Origin of the sequence: Amylibacter sp. IMCC11727, from assembly GCF_029854195.1 — a bacterium.
In the GTDB taxonomy this organism is placed as follows: domain Bacteria; phylum Pseudomonadota; class Alphaproteobacteria; order Rhodobacterales; family Rhodobacteraceae; genus Amylibacter.
Window position 1 is genome coordinate 309,547 of record NZ_CP122960.1, and the last position, 24,361, is coordinate 333,907.

The 24,361-nt window shown below is 52.8% G+C and carries 27 protein-coding genes and 2 tRNA genes; 16 read left to right on the plus strand and 13 right to left on the minus strand.

The features are described 5' to 3' along the window. Positions 1-7: 7 nt before the first annotated feature. Positions 8-364 (minus strand): outer membrane protein assembly factor BamE, encoded by a 357-nt coding sequence (bamE, locus tag QBD29_RS01625; RefSeq protein ID WP_280099596.1) that lies wholly within the window; start codon positions 362-364, stop codon positions 8-10. A 288-nt stretch (positions 365-652) separates the two neighbouring features. Here bamE and QBD29_RS01630 point away from each other — a divergent pair, with 288 nt between their 5' ends. Next, on the plus strand, positions 653-1,258 hold the full coding sequence (locus tag QBD29_RS01630; RefSeq protein WP_280099597.1) for a tyrosine-type recombinase/integrase: 606 nt from the start codon (positions 653-655) through the stop codon (positions 1,256-1,258). Positions 1,259-1,354: 96 nt separating this feature from the next. Here QBD29_RS01630 and QBD29_RS01635 read toward each other — a convergent pair. The 3 genes from QBD29_RS01635 to QBD29_RS01645 form a co-directional block, all read right to left on the minus strand. After that, positions 1,355-1,445: transfer RNA gene (locus QBD29_RS01635), tRNA-Ser, on the minus strand. Then, positions 1,412-2,581 (minus strand): integrase arm-type DNA-binding domain-containing protein, encoded by a 1,170-nt coding sequence (locus QBD29_RS01640; protein WP_280099598.1) that lies wholly within the window; start codon positions 2,579-2,581, stop codon positions 1,412-1,414. Before QBD29_RS01640 ends, QBD29_RS01635 begins: the two co-directional genes overlap by 34 nt. A gap of 208 nt (positions 2,582-2,789) precedes the next feature. Continuing rightward, positions 2,790-2,876, minus strand: a tRNA-Leu gene (locus QBD29_RS01645). 135 nt (positions 2,877-3,011) lie between these two features. Here QBD29_RS01645 and QBD29_RS01650 point away from each other — a divergent pair. Further along, positions 3,012-4,025: a complex I NDUFA9 subunit family protein gene (locus tag QBD29_RS01650; RefSeq protein WP_280099599.1), complete on the plus strand. Its 1,014-nt coding sequence runs from the start codon at positions 3,012-3,014 to the stop codon at positions 4,023-4,025. On the opposite strand, the gene QBD29_RS01655 is transcribed toward QBD29_RS01650, so the two are convergent. After that, positions 4,022-4,825 (minus strand): undecaprenyl-diphosphate phosphatase, encoded by an 804-nt coding sequence (locus tag QBD29_RS01655; protein ID WP_280099600.1) that lies wholly within the window; start codon positions 4,823-4,825, stop codon positions 4,022-4,024. The two genes, QBD29_RS01650 and QBD29_RS01655, sit on opposite strands and share 4 nt — an antisense overlap. A 240-nt stretch (positions 4,826-5,065) precedes the next feature. Between QBD29_RS01655 and QBD29_RS01660 the strand changes: the two genes are divergently transcribed. From QBD29_RS01660 to QBD29_RS01710, 11 genes are all read left to right on the plus strand, one after another. After that, positions 5,066-6,502, plus strand: coding sequence for an NAD(P)-dependent oxidoreductase (locus QBD29_RS01660; RefSeq protein ID WP_280099601.1), 1,437 nt, complete (start codon positions 5,066-5,068; stop codon positions 6,500-6,502). Beyond that, the gene (locus tag QBD29_RS01665) at positions 6,502-6,687 is read left to right on the plus strand and encodes a hypothetical protein (RefSeq protein WP_280099602.1); all 186 of its coding nucleotides are present in this window, start codon (positions 6,502-6,504) and stop codon (positions 6,685-6,687) included. The genes QBD29_RS01660 and QBD29_RS01665 overlap by 1 nt, the downstream gene beginning before the upstream one ends. Positions 6,688-6,900: 213 nt before the next feature. Then, positions 6,901-7,335 (plus strand): GFA family protein, encoded by a 435-nt coding sequence (locus QBD29_RS01670; RefSeq protein ID WP_280099603.1) that lies wholly within the window; start codon positions 6,901-6,903, stop codon positions 7,333-7,335. A 7-nt stretch (positions 7,336-7,342) separates the two neighbouring features. Continuing rightward, positions 7,343-8,002 (plus strand): DUF4328 domain-containing protein, encoded by a 660-nt coding sequence (locus tag QBD29_RS01675; RefSeq protein ID WP_280099604.1) that lies wholly within the window; start codon positions 7,343-7,345, stop codon positions 8,000-8,002. 11 nt (positions 8,003-8,013) lie between these two features. Beyond that, complete coding sequence (locus QBD29_RS01680; RefSeq protein WP_280099605.1) at positions 8,014-8,451, plus strand: GFA family protein; 438 nt, start codon at positions 8,014-8,016, stop codon at positions 8,449-8,451. Continuing rightward, the gene (gene gltB / locus QBD29_RS01685; protein ID WP_280099606.1) at positions 8,448-12,980 is read left to right on the plus strand and encodes a glutamate synthase large subunit; all 4,533 of its coding nucleotides are present in this window, start codon (positions 8,448-8,450) and stop codon (positions 12,978-12,980) included. Before QBD29_RS01680 ends, gltB begins: the two co-directional genes overlap by 4 nt. A gap of 105 nt (positions 12,981-13,085) precedes the next feature. Beyond that, positions 13,086-13,865: a monofunctional biosynthetic peptidoglycan transglycosylase gene (mtgA, locus tag QBD29_RS01690; RefSeq protein ID WP_280099607.1), complete on the plus strand. Its 780-nt coding sequence runs from the start codon at positions 13,086-13,088 to the stop codon at positions 13,863-13,865. 52 nt (positions 13,866-13,917) lie between these two features. Continuing rightward, positions 13,918-14,583 (plus strand): glutathione S-transferase family protein, encoded by a 666-nt coding sequence (locus QBD29_RS01695; protein WP_280099608.1) that lies wholly within the window; start codon positions 13,918-13,920, stop codon positions 14,581-14,583. After that, a complete protein-coding gene (queG, locus tag QBD29_RS01700) occupies positions 14,580-15,614 on the plus strand; it encodes a tRNA epoxyqueuosine(34) reductase QueG (protein WP_280099609.1) in 1,035 nt (344 codons plus the stop codon). The genes QBD29_RS01695 and queG overlap by 4 nt, the downstream gene beginning before the upstream one ends. Positions 15,615-15,637: 23 nt before the next feature. Beyond that, positions 15,638-16,468 (plus strand): SDR family oxidoreductase, encoded by an 831-nt coding sequence (locus QBD29_RS01705; RefSeq protein ID WP_280099610.1) that lies wholly within the window; start codon positions 15,638-15,640, stop codon positions 16,466-16,468. Positions 16,469-16,498: 30 nt separating this feature from the next. Then, positions 16,499-16,855, plus strand: coding sequence for a VOC family protein (locus QBD29_RS01710; RefSeq protein ID WP_280099611.1), 357 nt, complete (start codon positions 16,499-16,501; stop codon positions 16,853-16,855). Positions 16,856-16,930: 75 nt separating this feature from the next. Here the strand turns inward: QBD29_RS01710 and QBD29_RS01715 are convergent, their stop codons facing one another. Then, on the minus strand, positions 16,931-17,116 hold the full coding sequence (locus QBD29_RS01715) for a hypothetical protein (protein WP_280099612.1): 186 nt from the start codon (positions 17,114-17,116) through the stop codon (positions 16,931-16,933). A 158-nt stretch (positions 17,117-17,274) separates the two neighbouring features. Next, complete coding sequence (locus QBD29_RS01720) at positions 17,275-17,895, minus strand: L,D-transpeptidase (protein ID WP_280099613.1); 621 nt, start codon at positions 17,893-17,895, stop codon at positions 17,275-17,277. 178 nt (positions 17,896-18,073) lie between these two features. Here QBD29_RS01720 and QBD29_RS01725 point away from each other — a divergent pair, with 178 nt between their 5' ends. Then, a complete protein-coding gene (locus tag QBD29_RS01725; protein ID WP_280099614.1) occupies positions 18,074-18,568 on the plus strand; it encodes a CAP domain-containing protein in 495 nt (164 codons plus the stop codon). Positions 18,569-18,596: 28 nt separating this feature from the next. On the opposite strand, the gene QBD29_RS01730 is transcribed toward QBD29_RS01725, so the two are convergent. From QBD29_RS01730 to QBD29_RS01740, 3 genes are all read right to left on the minus strand, one after another. Next, complete coding sequence (locus QBD29_RS01730; RefSeq protein WP_280099615.1) at positions 18,597-19,091, minus strand: L,D-transpeptidase family protein; 495 nt, start codon at positions 19,089-19,091, stop codon at positions 18,597-18,599. A gap of 3 nt (positions 19,092-19,094) precedes the next feature. Next, on the minus strand, positions 19,095-20,267 hold the full coding sequence (gene rlmN, locus QBD29_RS01735) for a 23S rRNA (adenine(2503)-C(2))-methyltransferase RlmN (protein ID WP_280099616.1): 1,173 nt from the start codon (positions 20,265-20,267) through the stop codon (positions 19,095-19,097). A gap of 76 nt (positions 20,268-20,343) precedes the next feature. After that, complete coding sequence (locus tag QBD29_RS01740; RefSeq protein ID WP_280099617.1) at positions 20,344-20,874, minus strand: invasion associated locus B family protein; 531 nt, start codon at positions 20,872-20,874, stop codon at positions 20,344-20,346. Between the two features lie 178 nt (positions 20,875-21,052). Here QBD29_RS01740 and QBD29_RS01745 point away from each other — a divergent pair, with 178 nt between their 5' ends. Continuing rightward, on the plus strand, positions 21,053-22,066 hold the full coding sequence (locus QBD29_RS01745; RefSeq protein WP_280099618.1) for an asparaginase: 1,014 nt from the start codon (positions 21,053-21,055) through the stop codon (positions 22,064-22,066). On the opposite strand, the gene QBD29_RS01750 is transcribed toward QBD29_RS01745, so the two are convergent. Continuing rightward, entirely contained in the window at positions 22,063-22,452 is a 390-nt protein-coding gene (locus QBD29_RS01750) for a hypothetical protein (protein ID WP_280099619.1), read from the minus strand. The genes QBD29_RS01745 and QBD29_RS01750 overlap by 4 nt on opposite strands. A gap of 141 nt (positions 22,453-22,593) precedes the next feature. On the opposite strand from QBD29_RS01750, the gene QBD29_RS01755 reads away from it, so the two are divergent. Continuing rightward, positions 22,594-23,256 (plus strand): carbonic anhydrase, encoded by a 663-nt coding sequence (locus QBD29_RS01755; RefSeq protein ID WP_280099620.1) that lies wholly within the window; start codon positions 22,594-22,596, stop codon positions 23,254-23,256. A 41-nt stretch (positions 23,257-23,297) separates the two neighbouring features. On the opposite strand, the gene QBD29_RS01760 is transcribed toward QBD29_RS01755, so the two are convergent. Beyond that, positions 23,298-23,666 carry a hypothetical protein gene (locus QBD29_RS01760; RefSeq protein ID WP_280099621.1) on the minus strand — a complete coding sequence of 123 codons (369 nt, stop codon included), beginning with the start codon at positions 23,664-23,666 and terminating at the stop codon, positions 23,298-23,300. Between the two features lie 236 nt (positions 23,667-23,902). Then, the gene (locus QBD29_RS01765; RefSeq protein ID WP_280099622.1) at positions 23,903-24,262 is read right to left on the minus strand and encodes a hypothetical protein; all 360 of its coding nucleotides are present in this window, start codon (positions 24,260-24,262) and stop codon (positions 23,903-23,905) included. Positions 24,263-24,361: the final 99 nt, after the last annotated feature.

Sequence of the window (24,361 nt, forward strand, 5' to 3'; positions counted from 1 at the left end):
GTCCTCCTCAAAATGACTGTTCGGTGTAGTCAACCTTGTTGACTCGACCAGAAGCATTGAACCAAACGGTGACAGTTTTGGTGTTAGCAGGAGCAGCCCCAGTGATTGCCGCGCCCAGTAGATTGTTGCCTTTGAGAACGGTATTACGGTTCACATATGACCAAAGCGTTGTGTTGTTCTGGACGTTCTTGAAGCTTGGTTTGCCCCATAGGTCAGCCACCGCTTGCATGCTCATACCTGGGCGAACCGCCTGTCGGGCTTGTTGAACTGAATTGATCCCGTCGAGCTTCTTGTTGTTGTGGATGTTGCCAACGGTACAGGCTGAAAGTGCCAGCCCAGCGACAAGGATAAGGGGTAGTTTCATTCGATTTCTCCATGTTAAACGCTCGATTTTGAGCAAGGATGAAACCGCTAGTTCACTGTCTTTTCCACAGTCCGAGCATGCAACAGTATTACCAATATTGTACAATGTTGATATTCAAAGGCTTATGCGTGTTGATCGCACAGATGTTCATGTTTAGACTACAGGTGAACACCGTTAAATCATTGTAAATACACAAGATTACAAGCGGTGCAACAGTATTGGTAATACTGTTGCATAAAGACTCCACATGCACTTGTAACCCTTGAACACCCTGTAATTGAGGAGGTGATGAACACGATCAATGACACATCAAAAACTTCTCACATGCGGCTGTATGACCGAAAGAACCAGCGGCTCTACGTCAATGCTTCTGAACGTCAACGATTTGTGTCTGTAGCAGACACACAACCTGCCCACATCCGTGCGTTCTGCCTGACCTTACTCTACACAGGTTGCCGTATCAGTGAAGCACGGGAATTAACCAACCATTCATTACAAGTGGAAGAACAGCTTCTGTCTGTCCGTTCGCTCAAGAAACGCAACCAGCACCACGTCCGTGAAATCCCTATTCCCACCTCGTTGGCCCAAAGTCTCAGTGACTTAACTCACGGTTACACTTCAAACCAGTGTCTTTGGGTCAACGAAATGGGTGGAGAGATTGATCGGGTCACCGCCTACCGTTGGATTAAGATGGTGATGAGAGAGGCGGACATTCACGGCCCACAGGCCTGCCCCAAGGGATTGCGTCACGGCTACGGCATCAATGCAGTGCGCTCAGGTATTCAACTGAATATGCTGCAAAAGTGGATGGGTCACGCCAGTATCAAAACCACCGCCATCTATGCCAATGCTGTAGGACGAGAAGAGATGGAATTGGCACGGAAAATGTGGTGAGCCTTAGACATAGCTGAACATTCAAAAACAATACGATTAAAGAGACTAAAACCATGTCTCTTTTTTGAATTTAAATGCTAAGTGATTGATTTAATTTGGAGGCGAGTACTGGATTCGAACCAGTGTACACGGATTTGCAATCCGCCCAAGCGACTAAGAGTTTTTGAATTCATCTACCAAATCAGCCCACGCCTGCATCAACTCAACTCGCTGGTCCCAATACGTCGCACGGTTATACGCACGTCGCACGGCATTTTTGTCTTGGTGAGCTAAGGCGGCCTCAATGACCTCTCCGTCAAAGCCCCGGTTGTTGAGAATGGTGCTGGCGGTGGCGCGAAATCCATGAGCAGTTACTTCTTCTTTTGTATAACCCATGCGCCGGATCGCCGAGTTAAAGGCGTTTTCTGACAACCACTTTCTATTCGAATTAAGCGAAGGAAAGATCAAATCGACACCATCGACTTCAATCCAATTTTGCTGGACCAGCGCTAACGCTTGATTTGAGAGCGGTAGGATATGGTCGCGCCGCATTTTCATCCGCTCGGCGGAAAGAGACCATTTGCGTTCTTCTAGGTCCATTTCATCCTGTTTTGCACCGCGTGTCTCGCCCGGCCGCGTCATTGTGAGAATTTGAAAAAGGATGGCGTCCTTGATGACGCCCGCGCCGGTATATGCATCAAGATCACGCAGAAACTGACCGAATTGCTTTTCGTCGGTGATGGCGGCTCGGTTGGTAACCTTCACAGGTAGCAGCGAACCTTTAACCGCAGCCGTAGGGTCATGGGTTGCGCGCATGGTGACAACGGCAAGTCGAAATACGCCCGACAATGTACCGCGTAATTTCTTGGCTGTCTCGCGACGGCCTGAGCGTTCTATCCGTTTCAAGAGGTTCAGAATTTCTGCTGGTGTAATGTCTGCGATGGGACGTTTGTGAAGCGGTGCGGCCAGCGTTTCAATGTGCCATTGCTTCTTGCGCATGGTGGCGTCTGCCAGCTCGCGCTCGTATGCCATTTCAAGATACTCTTCTGCGACAGACTGAAACGTGGTGTGGATGGCTTGTTCAGTATGGATGCGATCCAGTTTCTTCTGAGTGCTTGGATCGATCGCTTGGTCCAATAAATCCTTGGCCTCTGCACACTTCCGACGTGCATTAGCGATGCTCACATCCGGATAAGCACCATGTGACAGCGTCTTTTCTCGATCTGCGTATCGGTATCGCTGTTGCCAGAGTTTTGAACCGTTTGGTTTTACCAAAAGATGTAAACCGCCGCCGTCAGTAAGACGATAAGCACGATCTTTTGGTTTTGCTTTTCTGACTTCCATTTCTCGTAACGCCATTGGGCACCTCGGGTATCAGTGCGGGTATCGAAAGGGTATTTGACTTAAAGCAGTCGAAATATGTGGGTATCGATACCCACAATGGTGTGGGTAACAGTGAAAATCAGTGTTCTGCCATGTTCATATGAATTCGGAAAAGTCACTGTTTTTCAAGTACTTTATACCTGATATGTGCATATATGAGAAGAGAAAATGGTGCCCAGAAGAGGACTCGAACCTCCACGTCCATACGGACACTAGCACCTGAAGCTAGCGCGTCTACCAATTCCGCCATCTGGGCACAGATAACAGGGGCGATTTATAGTGGGGATACGGGGCTGTCAACGTTGTTTCGAACTGGTTTTGCGCAATAGTGCTTGTGAGTGGCGCAACATCGCATTATTTCAGGGCAAACGCCTGTAAACGGAGAGCTTAAATGTCTCAGTCGCCTAAACTTGTCACGATCTTTGGTGGGTCTGGATTCGTCGGACGCTATATTGCGCGGCGCATGACGAAAGAGGGTTGGCGTGTGCGCGTTGCGGTGCGTCGTCCGAATGAGGCGGTTTTTGTGCGCCCGTATGGTGTGGTTGGCCAAGTGGAGCCGATCCTTGCGAACATACGGAACGAGGAGTCTGTTCGTTCAGCAATTCAAGGAGCGGATGCGGTTGTGAACTGTGTTTCTGTTCTTCAGGAAACAGGCAAACAGACGTTTGAAGCACTGAATGACGCTGGTGCGGGCTGTGTGGCAAAAATTGCTGCAGAAGAAGGCGTTGGCCAGTTGGTGCATATTTCTGCATTGGGCGCGGATCTGTCATCCGATAGCGATTCAGCGCGCACCAAAGCAGAAGGAGAGCAGGCGGTTTTGGCTGCGTTCCCATCAGCGATGATTTTGCGTCCATCTGTGATTTTCGGCACCGAAGATCAGTTCTTTAATCGCTTTGCCGAGATGACGAAGCTGGGCCCCGTTCTGCCATTGGTTGGTGGCAACAGTCGTTTTCAGCCTGTGTATGTAGATGATGTTGCTCAAGCAGCATGTCAGGGCATTCTGGGGCAGGCCGCTGGTGGTATCTATGAGTTGGGCGGACCAGAAGCGGATACATTGGCCAATTTGATGCATCGGATGCTGCATGCCATTCGTCGCCGCCGTTTGGTTATTAACCTGCCGTTTTTTGTTGGTACGTTGATGGGCAAGGCGCTGGGTTTGGCGCAGTTCTTGTCGTTTGGGATTTTCACAAATACGATTTTGACAGCTGACCAGGTCAAGCAGCTGCGTAAGGATAATGTTGTGTCAGAGGGTGCGAAAACCTTTGCTGATTTGGGGATTTCCCCAACGGGTATGGATGCGGTTGTGGATCAGTACCTGTACCAGTATCGCCCTTACGGACAATATGCTGAACTGACGGAAAGCGCCAAAAATCTTAAGGGTGCGCCGACAACAAGCGATTTTTAACTGTAGGCGATGCCGAGCAGGATCACCCCTAAAATTACGCGGTAAATCACGTATGGCGTAAAGCTTACGCTGCGCAACAAGCGCATCATGAGGCTGAGCGCAAAGAGGGCTGCGATAAAGGCGAAGACGGCGGCGATGGCACCGTCGCGCAGACCTGCGGCATCGGCGGTGGCAATGGCTTCTGTTCCGAGCAACACGCCTGATGCGATAATAACGGGGATCGACATCAGCATCGCGATCTTAGTACCGTCTGCGCGACTGTAGCCCATGGCCCGCGCGCCTGTAATGGAAATGCCAGAACGCGAAGTGCCAGGAATGAGCGAGAGCGCTTGCCAAAGGCCGAGTTTGATGGCGTCAGCGGTGTTCCAATCGGATTGTTCTTTGGTGTGCGTGCCCCGCTGATCCGCGATGTAGAGGATGATGCCAAAGACGAGCATGGTCCAACCGATAACGGTGATATTGCGCAGTTGATCGGATAGGCCCGTGAGTTTGAGGATCAGGCCAAAGAATACCGCTGGAATAGTGGCGATGATGAGGAGGGTGGCGAGCCGTGCGGCAGGGGTTTTGAAACGGCCTGTGACAAGGTGAAAAAGCCCTGCAAAGGCCAGTTTGCTGTCTGTCCAGAAATAAAGAATGACCGCGCCAAGGGTGCCAAGATGAACCGAAACATCGAGCAGTTGGCCCTGATCTTCCATTCCTGTGAGGCTGGGCAAAAGGATCAGGTGGCCCGAACTGGAGACAGGCAAAAACTCGGTTATGCCTTGGATTGCAGCGAGAATCAGGAGGTGAAGAAGGGGCATGAGCGGCCTTTTGATTCGTTTTTTGGGACAGTACGGCGCACGGTTGGAATTTCCTATCGCGCAAATAGGTAAAATATACTTACCTATTAATTGTCGATGGGTGCCAAAATTTACCCGAATTTTAACTTTTTCAATAATTAGGTAAGGATGGGTTCCTTAAAATGCGTTTTTGCGCTTTGCTGGTTTTGAAATCGGGGTTATGAAACGGGCTCGATTTACTGTGACTTCAGGAGCTAGGCAATGGCTGAGCAAAAGATGTTGAAATTTGTGAACGTTGAGCGGGACATGCCTGAAAAACGTGTTCCAAATCTACGCACTTCGGATTTCGATGAGATTTATCAACAGTACGCCAAAGATAAAGCAGCCGAGCAAGCAAGCCGTTGTTCGCAGTGTGGTGTACCGTTTTGTCAGGACCATTGCCCGTTGCACAACAATATCCCTGATTGGTTGAAGCTGACCGCTGAGGGACGTTTGCAAGAAGCCTATGAAGTGTCACAGGCCACCAACCAATTCCCTGAAATCTGTGGCCGTATCTGCCCGCAGGATCGCCTGTGCGAAGGCAATTGTGTGATTGAACAATCTGGACATGGCACGGTGACCATCGGGTCGGTTGAGAAATACATCACTGACACCGCATGGGAGCAGGGCTGGGTTAAGCCGATTGTGCCCTATGCAGAGCGCAGCGAAAGCGTTGGTATTATTGGCGCTGGGCCAGCGGGTTTGGCGGCGGCAGACGTGCTGCGCCGTGCAGGTGTACAAGTTACGATCTATGATCGCTATGACCGCGCGGGCGGTTTGCTGACCTATGGTATTCCTGGATTTAAATTAGAAAAAGACGTTGTGGAACGCCGCAACGATCAACTGGAAAAGGGCGGTGTGACGTTCAAGTTGAACTGCAATGTGGGTGAAGATATTTCGTTCACGGATTTGCGCGCTGCCCATGATGCGGTGCTGATTGGCACAGGTGTTTACAAGTCCCGTGATCTGGGCGGACCAGGTGCGGGTTTGGGTGGCATTGTGCGTGCAATTGATTATCTCACTGCCTCTAACCGTCAGAATTTTGGGGATAAAGTGCCCGAAATCGAAAGCGGCGAGTTGTGGGCCGAGGGCAAGAAAGTAGTCGTCATCGGGGGCGGTGATACGGCAATGGATTGTGTGCGGTCGGCCATTCGTCAGGGCGCTACCAGCGTGAAATGTCTGTACCGCCGTGACCGCGCAAACATGCCAGGATCACAACGTGAAACAGCGAATGCCGAAGAAGAAGGCGTCGAGTTTGTATGGTTGTCTGCGCCCATTGGGTTCCATGGGGATGAAGACGTGACAGGTGTGCATGTGCAGCAGATGCGGCTGGGTGCGCCAGATGTGACGGGTCGTCAAGCGCCAGAGAAAATTCCAGGTGCGGATTACATTGAAGAAGCGGATTTGGTGATCAAGGCGCTGGGCTTTGAACCAGAAGACCTTCCTATGTTGTGGGATACCCCAGAGCTGGAAGTGACCCGTTGGGGCACGGTGAAAGCGGATTACGTGACCAAGCGCACGGCCATGGATGGTGTATATGCAGCGGGTGATATTGTGCGCGGTGCATCGCTTGTGGTTTGGGCCATTGCGGATGGCCGTGATGCTGCAAACAGCATTCTGGAAGACCTGAATGCCCGTTCTGCGATGGCAGCAGAATAATGGAATCGCGCGGGTTTATCACGGCTGGCTGGTGGGGCTATTTCATCTGTGCCGCGATTTACGTGGTTGCTGGCATCCGTGCTGGCGATTGGTTGGGTCTGTCAGGATCGTTCTTTTTCCTTGTGGCGACGGTGTGTTTTATGGTGCCGCATTACCGCAACAAAGGCGGGCGTTCGGATGATTAACGCTTTGCGCCTTTCAAACGTTAACGCGAATTTTGAGGCTGTCAAAACCAGCCCGCAAAGTACCCCGCAAACCAGCCAGAAACTTTTGCAGGTTTTCAAAAGGGTTAAAGTTAATGGGTCGGTTGCGTTGCCCCGTTATTTCCTTGTTGTCAAAAAATGGCAGCAAGCACGCCTTAGTTTGATCCTTGGATCAGATAGAAAAGGAGTGACCCAATGACCCATACTGGAAAATGCCTGTGCGGGGCTGTGCGCTTTGAAGCACGCGAATTGCCGATGGAAACAGGGGCTTGCCACTGTGAAATGTGCCGTCGCCATTCTGGTGGTGTGTATTTTGGAGTGCAGGTGCCTGCGGAGAACATCACGTATTCGGGCACTGAAAATATTGGAACGTACAAATCATCCGAATGGGCAGAGCGGTGTTTTTGCAAAACCTGCGGGTCAACGATGTATTATCGTGTGACGGCAGATGGGCCGCATTCGGGGACGTACCACATCGCGTTTGGATCGTTGGACGATCCGCGCGGGATGAAGATGACGGGCGAAATTTTCATCGACAAAAAACCAGATGCGTATGCGTTCAAGGGGGATCATTCCACCATGACCGAAGCCGAGGTGTTTGCGATGTTCGCAGCGCCGCTAGAAGGATGACAATGGAATGAACGGACTAGACTACGACATCAGAGGATTAGCGCGACGAGCGATCATCGCGCTTTACATCACTGCTATCGCAGAGGTGGCGCTGATGGCGTTGTCTGTTATGACCTTGCAATATTACACGGCACTGGAAGATGGGCGGCAAATACCAGCATATCTGGGAGTGGAGTCGGGGCTGTTTGATACAATCACGGCTGTCATCGCCTTTGGGTATCTGATCGTCTATTTCATCTGCGTGGTGATCTGTGCGTTCTGGATTTATCGTGCTGCCAGTAATGCGGAAAAGATCATGCCCAGTGACGAGCGCATTACCGCAGGGTGGAGTGTGGGTTGGTACTTTGTTCCATTCATGAATCTGTGGAAGCCGTTTCAGGGAATGAAGCATATTTGGAATTCCCGTGCGGGTGGTGCGGATTTGAACAGTCCATTGCCATCAAATGCGTCGTGGTGGTGGGGGTGCTGGGTTGCGTCCAATATCCTTGGGAATTTGCAATTCCGACTGAGCAGCAACGACAATATCTCGAATCTTATCAACTCTGAATATGTGGGGTTGGTGGCCAGCCCGTTTTCCATTGTAGCGGCCATTTTGTTCGCAGGACTGATCCGTGAGGTGACAGATATGCAGGAACAAAACGCGGGCGTTGCGTCGGTGTTTGAATGATGGGCGATAGCATGACCAATTTGCAGCGATCTGGTGGATGTTTATGTGGGGCCGTGCGGTTTACCTGCCAACTGACATCGACAGGTTTGCAGGCGTGCCACTGTGTTCAATGCCAGCGATGGACGGGCGGTGGGCCGTTGTTCAATGTGCATGTGGATATGGTGGATTTCGAAGATGACAGTGCCGTTGGCCGATACCACGCGAGCGATTGGGGCGAACGGTGTTTTTGCACCACCTGCGGGTCCACGCTGTGTTGGAAAATGCAAGACAAGCCAACGCGGTCTTTGGCGGTTGGGTTGCTGGACGATCAGTCGGGATTAACCATGACGGAAGAGATTTTCGTCGATCGTCGGCCAGACTGGTTGCCCAAGTGGACCGAAGCCAAACAAAGCACCGAAGCAGAAGAATTCGCCAAGTTAAAAGACTACCTAAAAGGAGAAGCACAATGACCAAGTTTGACGCCAAGTGGGTAGCGGAAGAAAAAGCCAAACGCGCGATGATGGCAGAACACGGATTGTACCGTGAAGACGATGAACATTCATCTTGTGGTGTTGGTCTTGTGGTGTCCGTAGATGGATCACCGAGCCGCCGTGTGGTTGAGGCGGGCATCACCGCGTTGCAAGCGATTTGGCACCGTGGGGCCGTGGATGCGGATGGGAAAACCGGCGATGGCGCTGGTATTCATGTGCAGATCCCTGTGCCGTTCTTCTATGATCAGATTGAACGCACAGGGCATGAGCCGAATACCGATGAACTGATCGCTGTTGGTCAGGTGTTTTTACCGCGCACTGATTTTGGTGCGCAGGAGACCTGTCGGACAATTGTGGAAACCGAAGTGCTGAAGATGGGATACTACATCTATGGCTGGCGTCATGTGCCGGTGGATGTGTCTTGTCTGGGGGAAAAGGCGAACGCGACGCGGCCTGAGATTGAGCAGATTTTGATCTCAAACTCCAAGGGTGTGGATGAGGAGCAGTTTGAGCGCGAGTTGTATGTCATTCGTCGTCGGATCGAAAAGGCGGTGTCTGCGGCGGCGGTGAACGATTTCTATGTGTGTTCGCTGTCGTGTCGGTCGGTGATTTACAAAGGGATGATGCTGGCTGAACAGGTGGCGGTGTTCTATCCTGATTTGCAGGATGAACGGTTTGAAAGCGCGTTTGCGATTTATCACCAGCGGTATTCCACCAATACTTTCCCGCAGTGGTGGTTGGCACAGCCGTTCCGCATGTTGGCGCACAACGGTGAGATCAACACGTTAAAAGGCAATTCTAACTGGATGAAATCCCATGAGATTCGGATGGCGTCTAAGAACTTTGGGGAACATGCCGAAGACATTAAACCGATCATTGCTGGGGGTTCTTCTGACTCGGCTGCGCTCGATTCCGTGTTCGAGGTTATGGTGCGTGCGGGGCGTAATGCACCGATGGCCAAGACGATGTTGGTGCCAGAAAGCTGGTCCAACTTGAGCCATGAAATGCCAGAAGCATGGAAAGACATGTATGCCTATTGCAACAGCGTGATGGAGCCATGGGACGGCCCTGCTGCGCTGGCAATGACAGATGGGCGTTGGGTTGTTGCGGGGCTCGATCGGAACGGGCTGCGGCCGATGCGGTATGTGATTACAAATGATGGTTTGGTGATTGCGGGGTCCGAAACTGGGATGGTTCCAGTGGACGAAGCGAATGTTGTTGAAAAGGGTGCGCTTGGCCCTGGGCAAATGCTCGGTGTTGATATGCAAGAGGGGCAAGTTTGGCACGATGCCGAGTTGAAAGATTCCCTTGCAGCGGAGCGTCCGTTTGGGGAATGGGTCGGGTCGATTTCCAACCTTGAAGACGTGACTGCGAGCGTTAAGGAAAAGGCGCTGTATGACGGCACGGAGCTGCGCAAGCGGCAGATCGCGGCGGGCTTTACCGTTGAAGATTTGGAAGTGATTTTGCACCCAATGGCAGAAGATGCGAAAGAAAGCATCGCGTCTATGGGGGATGATACGCCAAGTGCGGTTTTGTCGGATAAGTATCGTCCACTGAGCCATTTCTTCCGTCAAAACTTCTCTCAGGTGACAAACCCTCCAATCGACAGTTTGCGCGAATACCGTGTGATGTCGCTCAAGACTCGGTTCGGGAATTTGGGCAATGTGTTGGATGAAAGCAATGAACAGACCGAGATTTTGGTGCTGGATTCCCCGTTCGTGGCGAATGCCAAGTTCGAAGCGATGGTGGCGCATTTCGGCGACAACGTAACGGCCATTGATTGTACGTTTGACCGCGGCGCGGCAAATGGGTTGCGTGATGCGATTCACCGTATTCGGTCCGAAGCGGAAGAAGCGGTTCGGTCAGGTGCAGGACATCTGGTTTTGTCGGATCGTCGTCAGGATGCGGATAAGGTTCCTGTGCCGATGATTTTGGCAACAAGTGCGGTTCATTCGTGGCTTACGGCGGCGGGTTTGCGGACGTTCTGTTCCATCAACGTGCGCACGGCGGAGTGTATGGATCCGCATTATTTTGCCGTCTTGGTGGGCTGTGGTGCGACCACGGTAAACGCTTATTTGGCGCAGGACAGTTTGGCGGATCGCATTGATCGTGGCCTGCTGGATTGCAGCCTTGATGTGGCGATGGAGCGCTACCGTGAGGCGATCAATCAGGGCCTGTTGAAGATCATGGCAAAGATGGGGATTTCTGTGATTTCGTCCTATCGCGGGGGTCTGAATTTTGAGGCTGTTGGCCTGTCCCGTGCCATGGTCGCGGAGTTTTTCCCAGGAATGCACAGCCGTATTTCGGGCATTGGTCTGGTGGGTATTCAACGCAAGATTACCGAGGTGCATGCCAAGGGTTGGCTGGGTCAGCAAGACGTGTTGCCGATTGGCGGTTTCTATAAGGAACGGCGTTCTGGTGAGAAGCACGCGTGGGAAGCGCAGACCATGCATTTGATGCAAGCGGCCTGTGATCGTGCGAGCTTTGATCTGTGGAAACAATATTCGCGCAAGATGCAGGCAAACCCGCCCATTCATTTGCGCGATTTGCTGGATTTCAAATCTGATGTGAAGCCGATTTCGGTGGATGAAGTTGAGAGCATCACATCCATTCGAAAGCGGTTTGTGACACCTGGCATGTCGCTGGGGGCGCTGTCGCCCGAAGCGCATAAAACGCTGAACGTGGCGATGAACCGTATCGGGGCAAAATCCGATAGTGGCGAAGGTGGTGAAGACCCCGCGCATTTCGTGCCAGAACCGAATGGCGATAACCCATCTGCGAAGATTAAGCAGGTGGCGTCGGGTCGGTTTGGGGTGACTGCAGAGTATCTGAACCACTGTGAAGAGTTGGAGATCAAGGTGGCCCAAGGGGCGAAGCCAGGCGAAGGTGGGCAGTTGCCTGGGATCAAGGTCACGGACCTGATCGCGCGGTTGCGCCATTCCACCAAAGGTGTGACGCTGATTTCACCGCCACCGCACCATGACATTTATTCCATCGAGGATTTGGCGCAGCTGATCTATGACCTGAAGCAGATTAACCCACGTTGTAAGGTGACGGTTAAGCTGGTTGCGTCATCTGGTGTGGGCACAATTGCGGCAGGTGTGGCCAAGGCGAAAGCGGATATTATTCTGATTTCGGGGCACAATGGCGGCACGGGTGCGTCCCCTGCCACATCCATCAAATACGCGGGTCTGCCGTGGGAGATGGGCCTGAGCGAAGCGCACCAAGTGCTGGCCATGAACAACCTGCGGGATCGTGTGACATTGCGCACCGATGGGGGCTTGCGTACAGGGCGTGACATTGTGATTGCCGCGATGCTGGGGGCCGAGGAATACGGTATCGGCACGGCAGCGTTGATCGCGATGGGCTGTATCATGGTGCGCCAGTGTCAGAGCAATACTTGTCCTGTGGGCGTGTGTGTGCAGGACGAAGACCTGCGTAAGAAGTTTACAGGCACGGCGGATAAGGTTGTGAACCTGATCACCTTCTATGCGCAAGAAGTGCGTGAAGTGTTGGCGTCCCTTGGGATGCGGTCACTGGACGAGGTGATTGGGCGTGCGGATATGCTGGCGCAGGTTTCCCGTGGGTCGGCGCATTTGGATGATCTGGACTTGAACCCGTTGTTGATTTCGGTCGATGGGGCGCAGTCGATTTCTTATGATCGGAAACGGGACCGTCAGGCGGTTCCTGATACGCTGGATGCAGAGATCGTAAAGGATGCAGAACCGTTCTTTAAGGATGGGGAAAAGATGCAGCTGTCCTATGCGGTGCAGAACACGCATCGCACCATCGGGACGCGTGTATCGAGCCATATTGTGCAGCGATTTGGGATGAACAACACCCTGCAAGCCAATCATTTGACGGTGAAATTGACAGGCAGCGCTGGGCAATCCCTTGGTGCGTTTGCAGCCCCTGGGTTGAAGCTGGAAGTGTCTGGTGATGCCAATGACTATGTTGGTAAGGGCCTGTCTGGTGCAACGATTGTGGTGCGCCCACCGCTGGCGTCACCGTTGGTGGCAGCGGACAATACGATCATTGGGAATACGGTTCTGTATGGTGCGACTGCTGGCCGATTGTTCGCAAATGGGCGGGCAGGCGAGCGGTTCGCGGTGCGCAATTCCGGCGCAACCGTGGTGATTGAGGGCTGCGGCACAAACGGCTGTGAATACATGACCGGTGGTGTGGCTGTGATCCTTGGGTCTGTGGGTGCGAACTTTGGCGCGGGGATGACCGGTGGCATGGCCTATGTCTATGATCCAGAGGGGCGATTTGACGATATGATCAATCGAGAAACGCTGGTGACGGCATCTGTGGTGGATGGACATTGGGCGGACCAGTTGAAAGGTCTGATCGGGGATCATCTGGCGGAAACTGGGTCTGCCCGTGCAGCGGATATTCTGCGGTTGTGGGACGAAGAGAAAGCCCATTTCGTGCAGGTTTGCCCAAAGGAAATGCTGGCGCATTTGCCTGCTCCTTTGGCCGAGGAAACAGACGCAAAGACTGCGTAATTTGAGTATTTAGAAAACAAAGAAGGCCGTGGGCGAGATGGCTCGCGGCCTTCTTTGGTTGATTTGAATGAAGTCTTGGCGGATTGTGGGGCCAGAGGGATTATTATGGCCGAAGATGACGCAGATAAGCTGCGCAAAAAGATCAGGAAACCGCGGGAAAAGGGGCGCGTTGGCAAAGCTGCTGATGGGTTTGCTGGGGTGTGGCGGTATTGGACGCGGCGGATATTTCGGTGGGTGCTTTATGGGCTGTTGGCAGCGGCCGCGTTTAGCATTTTGCTGGTGGTCACGCTGCGATATGTGAACCCGTATATGACGTATTATTACGTGTCCGAGCGGATGCGATTAGGAGAAATCAACCGGGATTGGACCCCGCTAGAAGAATTTTCACCCGTTATGGCGCGCAGTGTTGTGGCCGCCGAAGACGCTAATTTTTGCACGCACTTTGGGTTCGACATTGAAGGTATCAAAGCGGCGTTGGCGGATGAGGGGCGCGTGCGTGGCGGATCGACCATCAGCCAGCAAGTGGCAAAGAATGTGTTTTTATGGCAAGGGCGCACATGGGTGCGTAAGGGGATCGAGGCGTGGTTTACCCTGTTGATTGAGCTGTTTTGGCCCAAGGAACGCATTGTTGAAGTGTATCTGAACATCGCGGAAATGGACGAAGGGGTGTTTGGCGCGGCGGCGGCGGGACGGCATTATTTCGGGGTAGAACCTGACAAGATTACGGCTGTGCAGGCAGGGCGTCTGGCGGCGGTTTTACCAAGCCCCAAAAAACGAAGCGCGAGCCGCCCAACCGCGTATATCAAAAAGCGGACTCGGCAGATTATTTCTGGGGCAAAGACAATTGCGGCGGATGGGCGCGCAGATTGTTTCGAGAGCGGTTGAAAAACATCTCTATTCGGTTCAAATAGACGCAAACCCCCAGATTGGCGCTAACATGCACAAGCTTTATCATTTCCCGCTCTCTCCTTTTTCGCGCAAAGTCCGTTTGGTGCTGGCCGAAAAGAAGATCGAGGTTGAGCTGGTGGAAGAGCGGTATTGGGAAGAACGTGCGGATTTCATGCGGCTGAACCCAGGTGGGCAAGTGCCAGTGCTGCGCACCGATAAGGTGACGCTGTCAGACAGCACTGCGATATGCGAGTATTTGGAAGAGAAAAATCCAGAGCCTGCATTGTTTCCGCAAGGGCCAGAGCGCAAGGCTGAGGTTCGTCGGTTAAACGCTTGGTTTGATGATAAATTTTATCGTGATGTAACGCTGAATTTGCTGGGTGAGCGGGTCCATAAAAAGATTATGGGCCGTGGTTATCCCGACAGTAAGAACGTGAAAACGGGGTCGAGCAAGATCAAGTTTCATCTGGATTATATGGGCTGGTTGTTGGATCGGCGGCGCTGGTTGGCGGGGGATCGCATGACGCTTGCGGATTTTTCTGCAGCGGCGCAGTTGTCTTGTTTAGACTATATTTCGGATGTGGATTGGAACCGCAACGAATTGGTTAAGGATTGGTACGCGAAGATCAAATCGCGCCCTGCGTTCCGATCCTTGTTGGCGGATCAATTGCCGGGGTTCCCGCAACCGCCGCATTATTCTGATCTGGATTTTTGAGCGGTCTAACCGACAGATTGCGAGCCAAAGCGCTGGCTGAGGGGTTTTCTGATTTTGGTGTGTGCAAGCCTGACGCGGTGCCAGAAACAGCGGCGCGCCTAAACGCATTTGTGGATGCTGGTTTGCATGGGCAAATGGGCTGGATGGCGGAGCGCATGAACTGGCGTGGATCCCCCAGCGCGTTGTGGCCCGAGGCAAAGTCGGTGGTGATGCTGGCGGAAAACTACGGGCCAGATCACGATCCGTTAGAGGTTTTGGAACACCCTGATCGTGCCGCCATTAGTGTTTATGCGCAAAACCGCGATTACCATGATGTGGTGAAAAAGCGGCTGAAACGGGTGGGGCGATGGTTGATCGAACAGGAGCCAGACACACAGATTAAGGTGTTTGTGGACACGGCCCCTGTAATGGAAAAACCGCTGGCGCAAGCAGCGGGGCTCGGCTGGCAGGGCAAACATACAAATGTGGTGTCGCGCGCGCTTGGGTCATGGTTCTTTCTAGGGGCGATATTTACGACGGCTGAGTTGGATATTTCCGAGCGTGAAGTGGATCATTGTGGGCGGTGCCGTAAGTGTCTGGATGTGTGTCCAACGGATGCGTTTATCGCGCCTTATCAATTGGATGCACGGCGTTGTATTAGTTACCTGACAATTGAACATCATGGGCCTGTTGATCTGGAATTGCGAGCCAAGATGGGCAATCGAATTTACGGGTGTGACGATTGCTTGGCTGTGTGTCCGTGGAACAAATTTGCCGAACGTGCCGTCGAGGTGAAGTATCATGGGCGCGCGGAATTGATGGGGGCGAAGTTGGCGGAACTGGCCGTTTTGGATGATGCGGGGTTTCGGGCGCTGTTTTCTGGATCACCTATAAAGCGGATTGGGCGCAATCGGTTTGTGCGCAATGTGTGCTATGCGATTGGGAATTCGGGTGAGCCATCTTTAATTGAAGCGGCGCAGGGTTTGGTTGGTGATGACGATGCCACGGTTGCGGACGCGGCGCGGTGGGCTGTGGAAAGATTGTCGGGCTGAAGCCTGACCTACGGAGGGTTGAAATGTCGGTTTTGTTGAGTTTCGGGCATGGGTTTTCGGCGCAGGCGTTGGTTCCGCTGTTGGACGGTTGGCGGGTGATTGGCACGTCCCGCACGGCAGGAAAGCGGAAGCAAGACGGTGTGGACATGGTGCAATTTCCAGGGACGGACATGGGGGCGTATTTGGATGACGCGACCCATTTGTTGATTTCGGCTGGGCCAGATGCGGATGGGGATCCTGTGTTGCGTGAATTGCGCGACGAGATTGCTAAGCGGGAGTTTGAGTGGGTTGGATATTTGTCCACCACGGGGGTGTATGGGGATCATCAGGGCGGTTGGGTTGATGAAGAGACTCCGCTGACGCCATCAACGCGGCGCGGGCAATGGCGTGTGGCTGCAGAGACTGCTTGGATGGAGATGGACCTGCCGTTGCATATTTTTCGCCTTGCGGGGATTTATGGGCCAGGGCGTGGGCCGTTTAGCAAGGTGCGGGCGGGTACAGCGCGGCGGATCATTAAAGAGGGACAGGTGTTTTCGCGCATTCATGTGGAGGATATCGCGCAGGTGTTGGCGGCGAGCATTGCGCGGCCAAATGCTGGGGCGGTTTACAATTTGTGTGATGATGATCCTGCGCCGCCGCAAGATGTGATTGGTTATGCGGCGGAATTGCTGGGTGTGCCGCTGCCAGAGGCGGTGGCTTTTGAAGATGCGGATATGACCCCGATGGCGCGCAGTTTTTATGCGGAAAGCAAGCGGGTGCGCAACGTACGGATCAAGGATGAGTTGGGGGTTGTGCTGAAGTATCCGAATTACCGAGTTGGATTGCAGGCGTTGCTGCGTGATGAGGGCGGCTGATTTGGATATTTTTGGCCAAAAGAAGGGGTGATGCCAGTGAGCGTTTTGGGCCGTGTGGTGATTTACGCAAAAGACATTGAAGCGATGGTGGCATTTTACACGCAGACTTTTGGGTTTGAGGTGCTGCGCGATCCAGCGGATCGCATTGTGGAACTACGTCATCCAGAGGGCGGCGCTGTGATCAATTTGCACCCTGCGGCGAAATCGCAAAAGATGGGGCAGGTGTTGGTTAAATTGGTGTTTGATGTGCAAGATGTCGAGGCGTTTGTGGCACAGCATTCTGGATTTGGCAGCATTCACCGTGTGTCCGGGTATAAATTTGCCAATGGAAAAGACCCATCAGGGAACAACGTGTCCGTTTCCAGCCGCGCCTTCAAAAACGGCTGAAACGAAAAAGGGATGACCCGAAGATCATCCCTTTAAAATTCTACACTGATCGCGCTTGCGACCAGATTGAATTGCTTAGTCGGAAGCAGCTACTGCAGCGCCGATGATCAGCAGTGCCAAGATTGGCAGCAGAGCGCCGGAAGAAGAAGAAGAAGACTCTTCAACAACTTCTACTACGTCTACTACTGGCTCTTCTACGTTACCAGCAAATGCAGCTGTTGCTGCTACGGACATGGCTGCTGCCAGTGCGATTTTTTTCATTTTAATTCTCCAAAGTTTTGCACATCGCTTGAGGGGCAAGGTAGTAAGACCCCACGATATACACCCAGGACTGTACCTCGTGAGGCTTTTTAATCAGCAAAAAATCGGCATTGCAACTGGAACATGGCCGATTTTGGGCACTGAAAACGTAAATGTCGTCAAATTAGCAACACTTGTGTCCCGACCTTGCTGAGGTTGAACAGTTCTTCGATGTGTTCATTGAACAAACCGATGCAGCCGTTTGACGATCTGCGACCGATTTTGCGTGTGTCATGGGTGCCGTGAATGCGGTAATATTTCCATGTCAGGTACATCGCATGCGTCCCAAGCGGATTGTCTGGGCCTGGTGGGATGTATTTTGGCCAATCTGGGTTGCGTTTGAGCATATTAGGCGTTGGACGCCAGTCTGGACCAACGCGCAGGCGCGTGATCTTTGTACGGCCTGTCCGTGTTAGTTCAGGCGTTTCTGGCACAGATGTGGGGTAAAGTTTGTACACAGATTGGTCTTCGGACCAGAAATGCAGTGCGCGGCTGAGGGTATCCACAAGAATAACGCCATTTTTCGTGTTGGAAAAATAGGGGCGCCAGTCTTTGTTGGAAAATCCAGAAATGTTGCGTTTCACCGCACCTGTTTCGGGGTTTGAAATATTTTCTTTTTTGAGCTGTTCGAACAACGCTGGGTCGTTGGTTTGCTGTGCAAGAGCAGCGCCGCCCACGGCAGTGCTGGCAAGAGCAGTGCTGGCAAAAGCGCGGCGGGTGATTTTAAAAGCGTCTGACATGGTAAATGTTTCCGTTTATGTCGATCTGACACTAAATTAGGGCTTTGTTGATACATATTCAATTCAAAGAAGCGCGATCCAGCGCAATCTTGCGAATGGGGATTTGAAAAACACAGCAAACCGCAGTAGAGCAGGATCAAAGCTCTGTTTATGAGTCTGAATTACTGGGGTGAATACCATGTTACGCGTTGTTCTTACGGTTCTGTCCGTTTTGTTTGTTGTTTCCGCTTGTACGACGGAGCCGACCGATCCGAATCAGCGCAAGGTGTTCCGCATCAAGGCTGGTGACGTTTCAAAAATTCAGTTCCGTCATTTGGACACAGTGAATGCGCTGCGTCAGGCCCGTGGATTAAATCCGTTGCAGTTGTCATCGCAATTGACGGCGGCGGCGAAAACCCATGCGCTGGATATTTCCCGTCAAAACCGTCCGTGGCATTTTGGGTCGGATGGATCAAACCCGATCCAACGGGTGGAACGCACGGGGTATGCGGGCAGCATGTTGTCTGAGAACCTGTCCGAAACATTTGAAAACGATCTGGAAACACTGGAAGCGTGGATGCGCGATCCTGTCACGCGGGCGGGAATTTTGCACCCAGCCGCGCAGAACGTCGGCTTTAGCTGGCATCAGGAAAGCAACGGTAAAATCTGGTGGGTGCAGGTGATCGGGTCCTGACCCTAAGACCTGATCTAACCCGAAACAATTACGGTTTGATCAGGATCGGTGTGCCGTCTTTGACCATGGCGTAGATTTCTTCCATTTCCTTGTTGGTCACGGAAATACAACCTGCTGTCCAATCTGCCTTGTTTTTATCGGCAAAGAGCACCGGTCCGCCGTGGATGAAGATATCGCCGCCAGGGGATACGCCTGCGGCGCGGGCTTTGGCGCGATCGGCGTTGTTGGGATAGCTGATGCCGATGGACAGGTGGAAAGCAGAGTTCGGATTGCGCCGATCAATGCGATACACGCCTTCGGGGGTGCGGCCGTCACCTTCTTTGAATTTGTGGCCCTTTGGGGCAAAGCCGAGGTCCACATCATATTCTTTCAACGCTTTGGTGCCGTGCAGCAACCACATTTTGCGGGCGGTTTTATCGACCAAAACCTGCGTGACCTCGGGGCCATTGTAGGTTTTGAACTTCGACGGTTTGCCACAAGACAACAGCGCGAAAGTTGCCAGAATCATCATTAGATAGCGCATAGATTATAGTCCCTCGATGCCGCGTTCCATTTCGGCGCGTGATTTGCGGGCGCGTTCTGTCGCGCTTTTGAGTTGTCCGCATGCGGCCATGATATCCTCACCACGGGGTTTGCGTACAGGGGAAGAATACCCCGCGGCATTCACAATATCGGCAAAGCGGTGGATGCGGTTGTTGGATGAGCGTTCATAAGGTGCGCCCGGCCAAGGGTTGAACGGGATGAGGTTGATCTTGGCTGGAATGCCTTTGATCAATTCCACAAGGCGATGGGCGTCTTCGTCGCTGTCGTTCACGTCTTTGAGCATGACATATTCAAATGTGATGCGTTCGGCGTTTGAAAGGCGTGGGAAATCGCGACAGGCTTGCAACAGTTCGGCGATTTTGTGTTTGCGGTTGATGGGCACAAGTTTGTCGCGCACGTCATCCGTGGTGGCGTGGAAGGAAATGGCGAGCATACAGCCGATTTCTTCGCCGACGCGGTAAATCTCGGGCACGATGCCAGACGTGGATAGGGTGATGCGACGGCGCGAGAGAGCGATGCCTTCGTTGTCCATGGCGATTTTCATGGCGTCGCGCACGTTGTCGGTGTTGTAGAGCGGTTCGCCCATGCCCATCAGCACAATGTTGGAGACGAGCCGTTTGTCGCCGGGTTCCAAATCCCATTCATTAAGATCGTCGCGGGCCACCATGATTTGGCCGACGATTTCAGCAGCTGTGAGGTTGCGGACGAGTTTCTGGGTGCCTGTGTGACAGAAAGAGCAGGTCAGCGTGCAGCCCACTTGGGAAGAGACACAGAGCGTGCCGCGATCTGTTTCAGGGATGTAGACGGCTTCGACTTCGTGTCCGCCTTGAATGCGCAACAGGTATTTGCGCGTGCCATCGGTCGAAACTTGTTTCGTGACGATTTCAGGGCGTGACAATTGGAATTGTGCAGCCAAATTTGCGCGAATGTCTTTGGACAGGTTCGTCATTTCGTCAAAGGATTGCACACCTTTTACGTACATCCACTGCCAGATTTGCGCGTGGCGCATTTTGATCTGTTTTTCTTTGATTCCAACGTTTTGCAACGCGTCCGTCAGTTGATCGCGGGTCAAACCGATGAGATTTGGCAAAGCATCACCATCCTGTTTGCGTGGGATGGTCAGAACGTTTGGTGTGATCGCTGTGGGTGTGGTCATGGGTGTGTCCAATGAAAAGCCCCCAATCGCGGGGATTGAGGGCTAATATAGCATGATCTTGAGATTTGGAAGCGTCTTAACCGCAGCGCTTTTCTGCTTCTGCCAATGCGGCGGTAAAGCCGGAGAGGGAGAAAGTGTCTTTTGTGAGCGTACCACGACGGGATTGCGCAGACACGATGGCAGATGAACCGCGCTTCAGTGCTTCGCGAATTTTGCTGTCGTCGGTTGCTGTAGCGGGCCATGCGTATTCGCCATCTACGAACAGGTCGAACTTGCTACCGCCGATGTCCAGCTGAACTGGCTTGTCAGGGTCAAATGGGTAGCCGCCAGTGAAGGACACTTGGCCATTGATCCCATTTGCAGGGCGGTATGTGACCCACAGCAGAATGTCGGAACGGCGGGCGGACACAACTTGGCCGCCGCGTGTGTTCACAACTTTGGTGGGTTTGGACACAACCCAGCATTCTTTGGTTGGTTGATCTTCGACGAAGACAGACCAATCTGTTTTCGCGTCAACACGGTTGGTGGATTCCTGTGCGTATGCCACGCTGGCCGCTGCCAGACACATGGCCATAAAGCCACAGGTATATGCCATTGAACGTATCATGTTTTCTCTCAGCCTTTGAACTGAAATTGTTTTTGCCTCTTGTCGCATTTTTGCGATCACCTCTTTAATACGGGAACAATGTGGTATTCTTGTGGCGCAATTCATACGAAAGTGTCAGTAAATTTGCCAGTAGGCGGGGTAAAACGCCGCAGTTTTCGGCGGAAAATGGAGCAAAATCATGGGTTCTTGGGTGAATGTGGCAGAAGTGTGGCGTGGGCCGTTTTTGGAATGCGTGCATCGCGGGCGGGCCGTGATTTGCGATTCAAGCGGGGATGTGATCGCCGAATGGGGGGATAGCAGCGCGGTGACTTTGCCGCGGTCGTCTTCGAAGATGCTGCAAGCTTTGCCGTTGATCGAAAGCGGCGCGGCAGCGAAATTTGGGCTGACGGCGGAGCATTTGGCGTTGTCTTGTGCATCGCATGAAGGGGCGCAAATTCACACGGATCGGGTGGATAAGTGGCTGGCAGAGCTGGGTCTGGGAGAGCGCGACTTGCGCTGTGGGCCGCAAGAGCCGCGCGGATGTTTGGAACGTGACGCGTTGATTTGTGCAGGCAAAGCGTTTGATCGGACGCACAATAATTGTTCAGGCAAACATTCGGGGTTTTTGACGTTGAATAAGCATCTGGGTGGTGGTTCAGAATATGTGGAGCCAGATCATCCCGTGCAGCAGGCGGTATTGGCCGCGTTCGAGGAGATGACGGGAGAAACCGCAGCGGGGTTTGGGATTGATGGGTGTTCTGCGCCCAATTTCGCCAGCTCGTTGCGTGGTGTGGCGACGGCCATGGCACGCATGGCAAACCCAGCAGGTTTGGGGGCGGTGCGCGATGCGGCGGCGCGGGATTTGGTTGCGGCCATGAAAGCGCATCCCGATTTGGTTGCGGGTGAAGGCCGCGCCTGTACAGAGCTAATGAACGCTATGGACGGACAAACCGTGGTTAAGACCGGAGCAGAGGGCGTGTTTATTGCAATTCTGCCAGAGCGTGGTTTGGGTGTGGCGTTAAAGATCGAAGACGGGGCAACACGGGCATCGGAATGCGCCATGGCGGCGTTGCTGGTGCGTTTGGGTGTGGCGGATGCCAATCATCCAGATGTGGTGAAACGGTTGCGCCCCACACAATATAATTTTGCAGGGCTGGAGGTTGGATCCATCCAGCCCGCGCAAGAATTTTTTGCAGATGGTGCGTTGATTTAGGATTGGAGCGGTTCGTCTGGAAAGTTGATCGCGTCGTATAGGGCGCGTTCTCCTTGGCGTAGCAAGCGGTTGCTGATTGCGGCGATGGCGACGAAATCGTTGCTGTCGATTGCCGATACGAGGTCTCGTGCGACTGTGGCAAATTTCATCAAGCCGATTTGTTCGCTGATCGCCACAAGGCCCGATGCGATTTTGGCGGTTTTTTCCAAATCGCCGTTCATCAGAGCGTATTCCATGCGGCTGAGCCTGTCGGATACTTCGAATGTGGCACGTTCCACCACATCGCGGCTGGATTCCAAGCCAAGCGCCGTTTGCAGGCTTACAATGGCGTTGTGTTCCACCATTGAGGGTTCATTGATCGTCAAATATTGGATGTTGTTTGTCATATTGAATACTCGCTTTGTCCCATTTTTCCCATCTGCACCATAGGATTGGACCTGTTTCACAATTCTTACCTGCTAAAATTGTAGAGGTTGTAATTTGTGCCTAACTTTAGCAAAAGGGCTCAAAATAAGGAGTGTTGTGACATGAAATTTGCGAAACCCCTGCCGAGCTCTATTGCGAACCGTTATCTGGGTTGGCGGGCGACGACTTACGAAGAAAATCAAGCATGGTACACCAAGTTGGCTGATGAAGGACAACACCCCCGTGGTATGATCATTTCGTGCTGTGACAGCCGTGTGCATGCCACATCCATGTTTGGGGCGGATACGGGTGAGTATTTCATGCACCGCAATATCGCGAATTTGGTGCCGCCTTATGCTCCTGACAAGGATTATCACGGGACATCTGCGGCGATTGAATATGCGGTGAATGCGCTGCGTGTGGTGAACCTGATTGTCATGGGTCATACGCAATGTGGCGGTGTTCTGGGCTGTCACGCTATGTGTTCTGGCAACGCGCCAGAGCTGGAGAAAGACTCCAGCTTTGTGGGGCGGTGGATGGATATTCTGCGCCCAGGATATGAACGGGTTGTGGCCGAAGGCGGTGATGAAGCAACACAAATCACGGCATTGGAAAAACAGGCGATTTTGGTTTCATTGGAAAACCTGATGACATTCCCATTTGTCAAAGAGCGCGTGGAAAGTGGTGAGCTGGCCTTGCACGGCGTTTCGATTGATATTCGGTCAGGGGATTTGCAGCAGTACGATGCGGATTCAAATTCATTTGTTCCCGTCCGCAAAAACTAAAGAAAAACGGCGGTGCCCAGATTGGGCACCGCCCAGCAGATTTAGTCTGTGAAAGCGAACCCTTTTGGGCGCACAGTGCCAATGACGGCGCATTTTCCAAGATCACCGCGATTTTCGTTGCACACCCGAAGTGCAACCACGTGTGCCGCATCAATAGATGCAGCGCCCATGGCGATGCCTGCCGTTGCCACAGGCCCATCTGAACCACAGCCAGCCCCAACGACAGTTGGAACGGCATAGGCCGAGAACACAGGTTTGCCGATGGCCCATTTTGCCAATGCCGCGTGGGTTTCGGGGCATAGGCCAGCGGGCATGACGATTTCGGTGGTGCTGTGCCCTTCGGCCACAGATGCTGTTTGGTAAAGAAAGCCTGCCGTTACAAAGGCAGAAATCGCGAAGAGGTTTTTCATTGGTCATCCTGTTTGGTGTTCCATCCGTGCAGCTTGTGCATTGGATGTTGGATGACTGCAGTCTGACGCGTGTCCTTTAAGACGTGGTAAATGGATGCTTAAAATTTGATGCGTCGCAGGTTGTTTTTGTTTGGCCTAAAACGACAATGGCAGCTCCCAGAAGCTGGAAGCTGCCATTGACCTTCTCCTCCCCAGTGAAGGCGCGGTGCCGTCGAAGAAGGTCCCCTACTAAACTGTTATTTCAGGCGTACTGTGCCGATGATGACGCAGCGGCCGAAGTCACCACGGTTGTCGTTGCAAACTTTCAATGCCGCTTTGCGGGCTTCTTTCCGATCGCTTGAAGTGGCGATGCCAGCTGTGACAGGCTCGCCCTTATCTCCACATCTGGCGGTGCGTGATGTGGGAACGGCATAAGCCGAGAATTGCGATTTGCCGTAAGCCCAACGGGCCATAGCGTGTTTTGCGTCAGGGCAGAGACCTGCGGGTACTTCGACCACGTAGTCTTTTGCGCTGTATCCATGGCCGTCTGCCAAAGTTGCTGTCGGTGCCACGAAAATGGCGGCTGCGACCGCTGAAATAGTGAAAAATGTCTTCATTTGGATTCCCCTTCCAATTTTTTTATACGGCAGGTTAATGTGTCCGCCGCCCCTATGGAGTCAGGTGGTATCCCGTTGGCTGAGTTCAAGTTTATGAGG